Genomic DNA, 12416 nt, shown 5'->3' with positions numbered 1-12416 from the left:
GCAAGCATGAGCAGCATTATACGGGTCTGCTCGGAGACGTTCAGAGGATACAGGCAATCACCGTGCTGAACGTCTTTGTGGGCAAGAAAATACAGGGCTACTCAGCCAGCCATTCCAGACAGCCTTGCGGCAAGGCTGCCAAACCGGACTGACTGTGATTACAGCCCGGCACGATGCGAAAACGCGGCTCGCCACCTTGTTGCTGCGCCAAAGCCTGTGCCAACTCCCGGGTGCCGTCCACCATGCGGCGCTCTTGCAAACGTAAACGACGCAGCTCGCGCTTGTCCTCGGGCATGGCTTCCTCTGCCGGGCCCAGGCTTTGCTCGAACTCGCCAACGGAGAACTGTACGGGCATCGTCATAGCGGCTTTGGGCAAGGGTTGGGCCAGCAGTCGAGCCAGATAGCCCTCCCCCCACCAGACCGAGGGGCTGGACACCACCAGTGCATCGAACAATTCTGGCTGTTGATACAGCAGTTGCAAGGCAAACAGGCCACCCAGGGAATGGCCGCAGAGCAAACGCCGCTGCGCATTCAAAGGAGCCTGTGCGTAGGCCCAGGGCAAGAAAACGTCCTGCATCATGGCCAGAAAATCTGGCGCGTGGCCCGCTTCTCCATTGAGCGCGGGGGTGAAGTCCTGATCGCGCCAGACCTCCGCGCCATAACCTATCCCCAGCACGGCACAGGCTTGTGGAGCCTGCTTTTCACAGGTGGCCAGCACCGCTTCAAATTGCGGTAGATCAAGCACGCACAGCAATGGCCAGCCCTGCGCAGGCGCTGGCACGTCCGGCCAGGCCAAAGTCAGACGATACTGTCGGCCCAATGGGGAAAGAAAATCCAAATGTTCAAGCTGCATAAAAGAATCGCGGTAAGGGCGCCAAAGCCCGGCTGATGAACTATACTTTCTTTCTATGTAAACGGTTATCATTCAGACACTTAATGTCCACATCTGCTGTTCCGGCCCCTGCGCTGGCCGACTATCAACACATCCTCAGACGTCGCTGGCTCCTTGTTGGGGCCCTGGTTCTTGTGATTCTGGCCTCGATTGTGGCCGACTTCATGTTGGGGCCCTCGGGTCTTAGCCTGGGAGAACTGAGCCACGCGCTGTTCAACCCGGAACAGTCCGACCCGACCACCCGCGTGATCGTCTGGGAAATCCGCCTGCCTTATGCCTTGATGGCCATGGCCATTGGTTTGGCGCTGGGCCTGTCCGGTGCGGAAATGCAGACCATTTTGAATAACCCGCTGGCCAGCCCCTTTACCTTGGGGATTTCCTCGGCAGCGGCGTTTGGCGCGTCCCTGGCCATTGTGCTGGACCTGTCGATTCCCGGCATTCCACAAGCCTGGACCATTGCCGCCAATGCCTTTATTTTTGCCCTGCTATCCGCCATGCTTTTGGACGCGGTGGCCCGCTGGGGCGCCATGAGTACCGCCAACCTGGTGCTGTTTGGTATCGCGCTGGTGTTCTCCTTCAATGCACTGGTTTCGCTGGTGCAATTTGTGGCCAGCGCCGAAGCCCTGCAAGGGCTGGTGTTCTGGACCATGGGCAGTCTGTCGCGCTCCTCCTGGGGCAAGGTCGGCATCATGCTGGCGGTGTTTGCGCTGATTCTGCCGCTGTCGCTGCGTGATACCTGGAAACTGACCGCCCTGCGTCTGGGTGAAGACCGCGCCACCAGCTTTGGTATCAATGTCTCACGCCTGCGCCTGGTGTCCTTGCTGCGTATCAGCTTGCTGGCCGCACTGGCCGTATCCTTTGTGGGCACCATCGGCTTTGTGGGCCTGATTGCGCCGCATATTGCCCGCCGCCTGTTTGGTGAAGATCACCGTTTCTACCTGCCCGGCAGTGCGCTGGTGGGTGGGGTAATTCTGTCCCTGGCCTCGATTGCCTCGAAAAACATTGTGCCCGGCATCATTATTCCGGTCGGCATTGTCACCTCGCTGGTGGGTGTGCCCTTCTTCCTGGGCGTTGTGCTGCGACGCCAAATAAAGTGAACCATGCTTGAAGTCCACGATCTGAGCCTGTCTTACGGCAAACGCGAAATTCTGTCCAAGTTGACCATCGAGCCTTTGCAGCCCGGTCAGCTGGTGGCTTTGCTGGGCCCCAATGGTAGCGGCAAATCCACTCTGCTCAAGTCCCTGGCGGGGCTGCTCAAGCCCACCACCGGCGAGATCCTGCTGGACGGTCAGGAGCTGAGCGGCGTCAGCTTCGAGCAGCGCGCCCAAAAAGTGGTGTACCTGCCCCAATCCCTGCCCGCCTCGGTCCACCTGCGTGTGTTTGAATCCGTACTGGTGGCGGCCAATGCCTCGGCCCCTGGTGGCCACGCCCGCGATGTGGATCATGAGCACATCATGCACATCCTGCAACGCCTGGGCATTGCGCACTTGTCCATGCACTATCTGGACCAGCTTTCGGGCGGTCAGAAACAGCTGGTGGGCCTGGCGCAAGCCCTGATACGCAAGCCTACCCTGCTGCTGCTGGACGAACCCTTGTCGGCTCTGGACCTGAACTATCAATTCCACGTGATGGATTTGCTGGCCCAGGAAACGCACGACAATAATCTGATCACTCTGATCGTGCTGCATGACCTGAACGTAGCTCTGCGCCATAGTGACTATGCGCTGATGATTGAAGGCGGTGGTCTGCTGGCGCAAGGCGAGCCTGCCAAGGTGATTACCCCCAACTCGCTGGCCCAGGCTTATGGCGTACGCGCCCGCGTGGAGAGCTGCTCGCAAGGCACCTTGCAAATCATTATCGACGGGCTGCAAGAGCCTGTGCTGTGACCTTCGGAGAACCCATGAACATCCTGCGCCACCTGCTGCTGTCGCTGACCTTGCTCTTGCCTTTGGGCGTGCAGGCCCAGCCCATCGAAGTTACTGATGCCATGGGTCGTACCGTTACCCTGCCTGGCCCCGCCAAACGCATTGTGCTGACTCAGGCACGTCACTTCCCGGTACTGGCTTTGGTCCACCCCGAGCCTGCAAACCTGATTGCAGGCTGGTCGGACGAGTTCAAAACCTCCTTCTCCAACGAGTACGAGACCTATCTGAAGCGCTACCCGCAACTGGCCAATATCCCTATTGTGGGTCGCCATACGGCAGACACCTTCTCGATCGAACAGGCCCTGGCCCTGCGTCCGGATCTGGTCGTGCTGACGGCCGCCTTTGCGGGCCTGACTCCCGGCCAGGACACACGCGACTCGGCCCTGATCCAGCGCCTGACTGCCGCCAAAGTGCCCGTCATTGTGATCGACTTCTTTGTGAACCCGCTGGAGAACACCGTACCCAGCCTGCGCGCATTGGGCTACGCCGTGGGTGAGAAAGAACGCACCGACGAGTTCATCCAGTTCTACGAAGAACACATGCAGGGCGTTGCCCAGCGACTGGCCGATCTGCCCAAGGAAGATCATCCGCCCGTTTTTGTGCATGCCCATGCAGGCAGCACGGACTGCTGCAACTCGCCCGGCGCAGGCACCTTTAACGACATGATCAGCTATGCAGGCGGCCACAATATTGGCGCGGATGTCCTGAAAAGCTCCACCGGCAAGCTGAATTTTGAATACATCAATTCCCGCGCGCCTGTGGTCTATGTGGCTACGGGCACCGGCGCAGGCAAGCGCACCACCTCCGGTGGATTGGCTATTGGCACAGGCGTCAGCGAAGACCAGGCTCGTAAAAGCTTGCAGGCCATTATCGATGGCAACCGTCTGCAAGCCTTGCCAGCCGTGCGCAGCGGCAATAGCCACGGCATCTGGCATGCCTTCAACGATTCACCTTTGCACATGATCTTTATCGAAGCTCTGGCGGCCTGGATTCACCCCGACCGCTTCCAGGGCGTCTCGGCTCTGAAAACACTGGAAGAAGTGAACCAGCGCTTCCTGACCGTACCGATGGAAGGCACCTACATGATTGATTTGAAGCCCACCCCCTAAGCCTTCATGTCACGCCTGATTCCACTGGAACTGCCGCCTGCGGGCGGCCATCCCCATCACGTCTTGCTACGCCTGCCAGACAGCAAGCCAGAACAAGGCCCCCTGTCTTTGCTGTGCCTGCTCGATGGTCAGTGGACCTTGCCCTTGCTGGAAGAAAGCGGCCACCCCGCCTTGCAGCACTGCGCGATTCTGTCGCTGGGCTATCAAGGCGATCGCGATCAGATCACACGGTATCGCGCCCTGGACTACACCCCGCCCAGCCCGGACGGCACTCTATGGGAAGACCCACGCGTCCCCCAATGGCAGGCGGGTGGCGCTCCTGCCATGATCGAACAAGTGCGTATGGCGCTAGCCTTGGCCCAAAGCATGGAGCCTGCGCTGACCCGTTCGCGCATCAGCCTGTACGGCCACTCCTACGCTGGCCTGTTCGTGCTGTATGCCCTTAGCCGGCAAAGCCTGCCCATTCAGCACTACCTGTGCGCCAGCCCTTCCTTGTGGTGGCGTGATCCCCTGATCTGGACCTTGCTGGAGCGGGTAGACAAGCCGGTGCTGGTAGATATTCTGGCCGGTGCCTCCGAGGCCTGGTATCCGCTTAGCGCTCAGGCAGCGGGCCCGGAAGGACGCAAAAATGGTGTGCCTACCCTGCCCACCATGCAAAAACTCCAAGCGCACTTGCAAGCCCAAGGCATGCAGGCGAATCTGCATGTTCTGCCCGGAGCCGGCCACGGCCACGTTCTGGCACAAGCCACCTTGCGTGCCCTGGAACTGGCTTGTGGCGCGGCTTAGCCGTGTTCTCCCGGCGCGCATGACGCGCCTTTTCACTTCATATCCAAGTTTTCCCGCCCTAGGGTAACTCCCCCCATTCATCCTCTTGTTTTAGGCCTCAACTTCTTTTAGTCTGTATTTATATGCAAGTGCATAGAAATCAAAAAAAGAGATTGGAGACAAACATGAAGGTAGCGGTATTAGGTGGCGGGCACGGTTGTTACGCAGCAGCGGCAGACTTGAGCGAACAGGGCCACGAGGTCCGTTTATGGCGTCGTGATACGGCCCAGTTGCAGCCCTTGCTGGACCGTCCAGTCATGACCTTGAAAGACGAAGCAGGCGAGCGCGAAATCCCCATTGCCAAAGTCTGCGCCGATATTGGCGAGGCCATCGCCGGTGCCGATCTGGTACTGATTCCTTCGCCCGCCATTGCCCAAACCGATATTGCCCGCGTCATGGCTCCGCACCTGACAGACGGCCAGGTCGTATTTCTGCCCCCAGGCACCTTTGGCTCCTTCATCATGAGCGAGATCGTGCGCGGCACCGGCAACAAGGCCGATGTCAGCTGGGCCGAAACCGGCACCCTGCCCTGGCTGGCCCGCAAACATGGCGATACCGTCATCAACATCACCACCCGCGCCACCCGCCTGCCTACTGGCGTGTACCCTGCGCGTAATACCGATCACGCCCTGGATGTGATTGGCAAGGTCTTCCCCAGCGTGGAGCGCTGCGAAGATGCCCTGTCTGGTGCCTTGATGAACGCCGGCCCCATCATCCACCCACCGCTGATCATGATGAACGCAGGTCCGCTGGAGCACTTCCCGGCCTGGGACATTCATAACGAAGGCACTCAGCCTTCGGTCCGTGCCGTGACCACGCAACTGGACAATGAGCGCATGCGCATTCGTGAAGCGCTGGGCTACGGTGCCCCGCACTTCCCGCTGTCCGACCATTATGAAAACGATCAGTGGATGTATGGCGACCGTTCCTCGCACTCCAAGCTGGTGAAAAGCGGCGACTGGCGCGAGAAGATCGACCTGCACGAACACCGCTACATGCGTGAAGACACCATGCTAGGTCTGGCCTTCTTTGCCTCGGTAGCCGACTGGGCCGGTGTAGATGCTCCCGTCACCAAAGGCTTGCTGGCGATTGCCGGTGCCATCGTGGGTGAAGATTTGCGCCAAGGCCAACGCACACTGGCCAGCCTGGGTCTGGACACGATGAGCTGCGAGCAACTGCAAGAGATGCTGCAAGCCGGGAGAGCCTGATGAACGCGCCCGCCCCAATCAAACGTATCGTTGCGGTGGGCGCAGGTCGCATGGGGCGGGGCATCGCCCTGGCCTATGCGCTGCGCGGCCAAGCCGTGACCTTACTGGATTTCAAACCCCGTCAGCCTGCTGATAGTGCCCGTCTGGAAGCCGAAATACGCCAGGAATTGCGTGCCACGCTGGACCAGCTAGCCGACCTGGGCATGTTCGCCGCCGAGCAGATCGACGGCTACCTGGCCTGCATCAGCGTCGCCCCCTTGAGCGAAGCAGCACAAGTGCTGGGCCAGGCCGATCTGATTTACGAAGGCGTGCCCGAAACTCGCGACGCCAAGACCGACGCACTGGGACGCATCGGCGAACTGGCTCGGCCCGATGCGCTGATCGCCTCCACCACCTCCACCATGCTGGCCTCCGATCTGGCCCCCATGTTGAGCCACCCCGAGCGTTTCCTGAATGCACACTGGCTCAACCCGGCCTTTCTGATTCCATTGGTTGAAATCAGTGCCCACCCCGGCACCAGCCAGGAAACCTTGAACCGCCTGCAAAGCAATCTGGAGTCCATCGGCAAAGTGCCTGTGGTCTGTGGCTGTCACCCCGGCTTCATCGTTCCACGCCTGCAAACCCTGATCATGAACGAGGCCGCTCGCATGGTTGAGGAAGGCGTAGCCAGCGCAGCCGATATTGATAAGGCCACCCGCTACGGCCTGGGTTTCCGCTTTGCCAGCATCGGCGTGCTGGAGTTCATCGACTACGGCGGCAACGACATTCTGTATCACGCCGGGCAATACCTGTCGCAGAACCTGGACCCGGAACGCTACGCCGTACCCGACATCATCACCCGTTATATGGAAAGTGGACGCAACGGTCTGCGCAGCGGACAAGGCTTTCACGAATACCCGGTGGACCAGCAACAAGCGTATCGACGCGACGTGCTGGCCCGCGTACTGGGAATGCTGGATCACATCGGCCTGGCCCCTGCCCGCGCCGAACACCTTGCCAAGGAGACACAGGAATGAAAAAAGACTCCCACGCTGCGCCTTCGTCTTGCTGCCCTCCAAGAGGGCGCTCTTCATCTTGGGACGGCCCTGCGATGAAGAAAACCGCTGCGTTGCTGTTTGCCCTGATGAGCTGTCACGGTCTGAGCCAGGCTCAGGAAGTCCCCACCTTGCGGGTAGGCTGGACCATTCCGGGCGAGGAAGCCAAATACCTGATGGCCAAGCGCCCCGAGCTGTTCCCGCAACTGGGCAAGAAATATCAAATCCAGTGGACTCAGTTCCAGGGCACTTCGCCCATGGTGCAAGCCATGCGTGCTGGCGTTCTGGAATGCTCCACCATGGCCCCCATGTCGCTGGCCAATGGCGCTATTGAAAGCGGTCTGGAAGCCTATATCGTGGCCCAGCACGTGCACTCGGACGATGATCACTTCTCCGTCTACTGGGCCGTGAAGGAAGACAGCCCGATCAAGACTGCGGCGGACCTGAAAGGCAAGGTCATTGGCACCAATGCTTATGGAGCCGGTGTGTACTTCGACATGCTGCTGTGGCTGCGCCAAAACGGTATCGACCCGGACAAGGACGTGAAAATCGTTGAAACCGGCTTTCCCCCTGCGGCCGACGCCATTCGCAGTGGCCGCATTGATGCCGGCCCCATGGCCCAGCCCTTTGCCCTACTGAACGAGAAGAAAGGCGGTTTGCGCAAACTGTTCTCCCTGTCCGAAGTGGCCAGCCCATCCGTACAGATTTTCGAAGCCTGCAGCAAATCCTATAGCGACGCCAATCCCGAAGTGGTGCGCGCCTATGTGCAGGACTTGAAAACAGCCATGGGCATGCTCAGCAAAGATCCTGCACTGGCCGTAGAAGTCACGGCACAAATTACCCGTGCGCCCAAGGACTTGCTGGCCCAGTACCTGTTCACCGACAAGGACTTTGCCCGCGTCCCGGATATGCAGCCCAATCTGGAATCCATCCAGGGCACCTACGACCGCTATCACAAGGCTGGTTTCCTGAAGAAAGCCTTGAACGTGCAGGACTTTTATCGGGCTGATTTACGCGAGGCAACACCATGATTGAACTGGATGGTGTCGGTAAAACCTTTAACACCCGGCAGGGCCGCAGCCATACGGCCCTGCAAGACATCGCCCTGAGCATTCCGGCAGGGCGATTCGTGTCTATTCTGGGACCCAGCGGTTGCGGCAAAAGCACCCTGCTCTATATGTTAGGGGGCTTTGAGTCCTGCTCCAGCGGCCAGATCCGCGTCAAGGGCAAGCCCATTACCGGCCCAGGCCCGGACCGGGGCCCGGTGTTTCAGGAGTATGCCCTGTTCCCCTGGAAAACCGTGCTGGGAAACGTGGCCTACGGCATGCGCGAACAAGGCATGCCCAAGGACCAGGCCGAACAGCGCGCCAGCGAATGGCTGGACAAGGTCAAGCTGGGGCCTTACGCCTCCTTCTATCCACGTGAACTGTCCGGCGGTATGCGTCAGCGTGCGGCCATCGCCCGCACCCTGGCCTATGAGCCGGACATCCTGCTGATGGACGAGCCCTTCGGGGCGCTGGATGCCCACACGCGCGTCACCCTGCAAACGGAACTGCTCAGCTTGTGGGAGCAGTTACGCAACACCGTGGTCTTTGTGACGCACGGCGTGGACGAGGCCGTCTTCCTGTCCGATACCGTGATTGTCATGACTGGCTCGCCCGGCCGCATCAAGGAGGTAGTGGAGATTGACCTGCCCCGCCCCCGCGTCCGTAGCGAGCTGCTGCGCAATCCGGTCTATCAGGAAACCATTATTCGTCTGGAGCAATCCTTGATGGCGGAGGCCCACCCATGACGCCACAGCACTGGTATGAACATCGCTGGGCCTCCTTGGTCATGGCGGCCATTCTGGTGCTGCTGGCCTGGGCAGGGCTGGCCCGTTGGGTAGGGCTGGATTCCTTCCCCAGCCCTTGGGCGGCCTTGGGCGAACTGCCTGCCCTGATCAGCGACCCGATGGCCTGGTCGGCAATCCTGCAGTCGGTTGGCCGCATGTTTGCCGGTTATGCCCTGGCACTGGTCGTAGCCGTCCCCCTGGGTCTGGCCATGGGCCGCAGCCGCCTGGTCTATACCGCTTTCTATCCTCTGGTGGCCCTGGCCTATCCCATGCCCAAAGCGGCCTTGATGCCGATCTTGATGCTGTGGTTCGGTCTGGGGGATTTCTCCAAGATCCTGGTTATTGCGCTGGGCGTGTCCCTGCCTTTGCTCTATCACAGCTATCACGGCGCAACCCGCATCGAGCCCAAGCTGATCTGGGTCGCCCAGTCCATGGGCATGGGGCCCATTGCCCGTCTGGGCAAGATTGTTCTGCCCGCCTCCTTGCCGGAAGTCATGATTGGCTGCCGGGTCGGGGTGGTCATGGCCCTGATCGTGATGGTGTCCTCCGAGATGATTGCGCGTCAGGAAGGTATAGGCAATCTGCTGTTCACCTCCATGGATATGGCGCAGTACTCCACGGTGTATGCCGTCATCATGCTGCTGGCCGTGCTGGGCATTGCCTGCGATGCGCTGTTCGAGTTTGTCCGCAAACGCTGCACACACTGGCATGACTCGACCCAGAGCCTGATGGACAAAGGATGACGCTATGACCACCAAAACCTTAGCCTCACCGGGACAAGCTATGCGTTCTACTCAAACCCGCCCGGCCAAACGCCGGGATTTGTCGGGACTGTCTTTATGCATCAGTCCGGCCCTGATGCTGATTGTCTGGGAGCTGTGCACCCGCTCGGGCTGGGTCAGCCCGCAGTTGCTGCCTGCCCCCTCTTCCATTCTGATGCGTGTATTGGAACTGGCCGGTCAGGCGGACTTCTGGCAGAACCTGGGCATCACCGTCTACCGCCTGATCAGTGGTTTGCTGATTGCCTGTGTGGCCGGTGTGGCCCTGGCGCTGATTGCACAGCTGACGCGCTGGAGCTCGTTTCTGCTGGATGCCCTGATCCGTCTGCTGGCCCCTATCCCCAAGATCGCCCTTTACCCGGCACTGATCCTGATCATGGGGTTTGAAAGCTCATCGAAAATCGCTCTGGTGGTCTCGGATGCGATTTTCCCTGTGCTGATGGCCAGTTGGGTGGCTGCGCAAACGGTGGACCGCAAGCTGATCTGGTCGGCGCGTGCCGCCGGGACATCTCGCAGCGCCTGCCTGTGGAAAATCATTTTGCCCGCCATCAGCCCGACCGTGCTGGCCGGTGTACGGGTGGCAGGCGTCATTGCCTGCGTGGTGGTCTTTCTGGCCGAGATGATTGCCTCCACCGACGGTCTGGGCCATATGCTGACCGCCGCCGCACGCAGCTACCGCACGATTGATATGTTTGTACCCTTGGTCTGGATCTGTGTGCTGGGCTTCGCACTGAACCTGACGATTGCCGCTTTGCAGCGCAAAGTGGATCATACGAACTGACACTGAACCAACCACTTGCCCGGCCAATGGCAGCGCTGGCCGGGCTTTCGCAGGCTCACTCAATCACTCTGAACGAGTAGCCTGCTTTTTTTGCATCAAGGAAGCCGCTTCACTATGGCCAGCCGTACTCTGACTGACGCCTATACCGGGCACGATACGTTTATCCCCTATCTGCTCAATCGCAGCACCTCGGCCTTAAATGCTGACTTTCAAACCTTGCTGCGCAGCCATGAACTGACCCTGCTGCACTGGCGTGTGCTGGCTTTTCTGAACGAAACCGATGGCCTGGGCGTCAGTACCCTGGCGCAATATACCGACGTGGATCAAACCACCTTGTCGCGCGCCCTGGTGGTAATGGAAAACGCGGGCCACCTGTCCCGCCAGCCCGACCCGTTGGACCAGCGCCGTGTACTGATCCATCTGCATGAGCAAGGTCGCCAGCACTTTCTGCGTGTTCTGCCCGCGGCTCTGGACATTCATCACCGCGCCATCCAGGGCTTTTCGGCGGAAGAACTGACCCAGTTGCGCCAGTTCCTGAACCGCATTCGCGCCAATATCAATGGAGATGCGCGCTAAATAGCCCGCCCCTGTGCGTTTTTATAAAGCGTCCGCGTGACCGTTTTCATGCCGTTGTCACCCTGAATCCGCCCCCAATCGGGGCGCGTTGCCTTTAAAGACCCACGCATGAAATGGACATTCAAGGGTATGAGCCTTTATTTACGTCAGGAAAGACCATAAAATGATAATGATTAACATTTAGTAGCGCAGCCTCCTGCCTGAGATGTCCTGCCAGGCAAGCTTGGCTTTCTTACGGAAAATAAGATCTCGTGACTCTCTCCCCTACCCGTGCTGGACGTCGCCAGCTTTTGCTGGCTGCCGCAGCCAGCCCTTTGCTGTTTGGCGTTCCCCGCCTGCTTCGCGCCCAAGACGGTCCCCTGAAAATTGCCCTGCTGACATCCTTGTCCGGCCCCTTCGCCTCCTTGGGCGAAAGCATGCGCGCCGGTCTGGAGTTGATGCTGCAACAGTGCAATTACGAGATGGGCGGGCGCAAGGTGCAGTTGCTGGTAGAAGACGACCACGGCAAACCGGACGAAGCCATCCGTAAAGTGCGCAAGCTGATCGAGCGCGACAAGATCGACGTTCTGGGCGGTGTCATCAGCGCCAATATCGCACTGGCCATTCGTGACATCGTGCACGATGCGCAACTGCCTACCTTCATTTCCAATGCCGCTGCCAATGGTCTGGCGCGTGAAGCCGCCAGCCCCTACGTGTTCCGCCCCACCAAAACCAGCTGGATGCTGGGCCACACCGGCGCTTTGTGGACTTTCGAGCATATCGAAAAATCCGGCGGCATCACGCTGGGTTCGGACTACACCGCTGGCCGCGAATACATTGAAGACTTCGCCAATACTTATCAGGAACAAGGCGGCACGCTGGGTGAGCGCATCTGGACGCCCTTGGGCACACCCGACTTCGCACCTATCCTGATGAATCTGGCCGCCAGCAATCCCAAATTTGTCTACACGTTTCTGGCCGGTGCCGACGCTGTGCGTTTCCACCAGCAAATGCAGGACTACCAACTGCACGGCAAGATCCAGATTGTGGGCCCCGGTGCCCTGTTCGATCAGGAAGACGTGATTACCGCTGTGGGCGAAGCTGCTTTAGGTGGCGTCAGTACCTTCCACCAATCGCCCGGCGCTCCGGCTGCCCAGGACTTTGTGGCTGCTTACCAGGCCAGCCGTGGCCGTTTGCCCGGCGAAGCCAGCACCTCCGGTTACGTGACCGGCCAGGTCATCAAGGCCGGTCTGGATGCGGTCAAGGGTGATCTGTCCAACAAGGCGGCCTTCAAACAGGCCCTGCTGGACAAGCCTATCAACACGGCCTTTGGCCCCATGGCTTTTGACCCGCGCAATAACCAGTCCATTCTGGATATTTACGTCAACCGGGTGGAAAAAGACGCGCAAGGTCGCCCCTTTAACACGGTGGTCCACACTTACCAACGTATCCAGGACCCCGGCCCGCGTTCTTGAGC

The 12416-nt window shown here is 59.7% G+C and carries 13 protein-coding genes; 12 read left to right on the top strand and 1 reads right to left on the bottom strand.

Features of this window, described 5'->3' with window-relative positions; genetic code table 11:
* Positions 1-97: 97 nt before the first annotated feature.
* Positions 98-853 (bottom strand): alpha/beta hydrolase, encoded by a 756-nt coding sequence (locus KOE80_RS17175; protein WP_203145181.1) that lies wholly within the window; start codon positions 851-853, stop codon positions 98-100.
* Positions 854-936: 83 nt separating this feature from the next.
* On the opposite strand from KOE80_RS17175, the gene KOE80_RS17170 reads away from it, so the two are divergent.
* The 12 genes from KOE80_RS17170 to KOE80_RS17115 all read left to right on the top strand — a co-directional run bounded on the left by KOE80_RS17170 (position 937) and on the right by KOE80_RS17115 (position 12414).
* Positions 937-1989 (top strand): FecCD family ABC transporter permease, encoded by a 1053-nt coding sequence (locus tag KOE80_RS17170; protein WP_021447070.1) that lies wholly within the window; start codon positions 937-939, stop codon positions 1987-1989.
* A gap of 3 nt (positions 1990-1992) precedes the next feature.
* Positions 1993-2778, top strand: coding sequence for an ABC transporter ATP-binding protein (locus KOE80_RS17165; RefSeq protein ID WP_021447071.1), 786 nt, complete (start codon positions 1993-1995; stop codon positions 2776-2778).
* Positions 2779-2792: 14 nt separating this feature from the next.
* Entirely contained in the window at positions 2793-3926 is a 1134-nt protein-coding gene (locus KOE80_RS17160) for an ABC transporter substrate-binding protein (RefSeq protein ID WP_060186121.1), read from the top strand.
* Between the two features lie 6 nt (positions 3927-3932).
* On the top strand, positions 3933-4712 hold the full coding sequence (locus KOE80_RS17155) for an alpha/beta hydrolase (protein ID WP_226349580.1): 780 nt from the start codon (positions 3933-3935) through the stop codon (positions 4710-4712).
* 164 nt (positions 4713-4876) lie between these two features.
* Positions 4877-5959, top strand: coding sequence for an NAD/NADP-dependent octopine/nopaline dehydrogenase family protein (locus KOE80_RS17150; protein WP_226349579.1), 1083 nt, complete (start codon positions 4877-4879; stop codon positions 5957-5959).
* A complete protein-coding gene (locus tag KOE80_RS17145; protein ID WP_226349578.1) occupies positions 5959-6975 on the top strand; it encodes a 3-hydroxybutyryl-CoA dehydrogenase in 1017 nt (338 codons plus the stop codon). Before KOE80_RS17150 ends, KOE80_RS17145 begins: the two co-directional genes overlap by 1 nt.
* A 74-nt stretch (positions 6976-7049) precedes the next feature.
* Complete coding sequence (locus KOE80_RS17140) at positions 7050-8024, top strand: ABC transporter substrate-binding protein (protein WP_009462834.1); 975 nt, start codon at positions 7050-7052, stop codon at positions 8022-8024.
* Positions 8021-8785 (top strand): ABC transporter ATP-binding protein, encoded by a 765-nt coding sequence (locus KOE80_RS17135; protein ID WP_009462836.1) that lies wholly within the window; start codon positions 8021-8023, stop codon positions 8783-8785. Before KOE80_RS17140 ends, KOE80_RS17135 begins: the two co-directional genes overlap by 4 nt.
* Entirely contained in the window at positions 8782-9567 is a 786-nt protein-coding gene (locus KOE80_RS17130) for an ABC transporter permease (protein ID WP_035268452.1), read from the top strand. Before KOE80_RS17135 ends, KOE80_RS17130 begins: the two co-directional genes overlap by 4 nt.
* A gap of 40 nt (positions 9568-9607) precedes the next feature.
* Positions 9608-10384 carry an ABC transporter permease gene (locus tag KOE80_RS17125; protein WP_226349577.1) on the top strand — a complete coding sequence of 259 codons (777 nt, stop codon included), beginning with the start codon at positions 9608-9610 and terminating at the stop codon, positions 10382-10384.
* A gap of 114 nt (positions 10385-10498) precedes the next feature.
* Positions 10499-10960 carry a MarR family winged helix-turn-helix transcriptional regulator gene (locus KOE80_RS17120; protein ID WP_009462841.1) on the top strand — a complete coding sequence of 154 codons (462 nt, stop codon included), beginning with the start codon at positions 10499-10501 and terminating at the stop codon, positions 10958-10960.
* Between the two features lie 251 nt (positions 10961-11211).
* Positions 11212-12414, top strand: coding sequence for an ABC transporter substrate-binding protein (locus KOE80_RS17115; RefSeq protein WP_226349576.1), 1203 nt, complete (start codon positions 11212-11214; stop codon positions 12412-12414).
* Positions 12415-12416 lie beyond the last annotated feature (2 nt).

The organism is Alcaligenes sp. 13f (assembly GCF_020496585.1).
In the GTDB taxonomy this organism is placed as follows: Bacteria; Pseudomonadota; Gammaproteobacteria; order Burkholderiales; family Burkholderiaceae_B; genus Alcaligenes; species Alcaligenes phenolicus.
The sequence above is the reverse complement of the archived record's forward strand: the minus strand, read 5'-3'. Positions and strand labels throughout refer to the sequence as shown.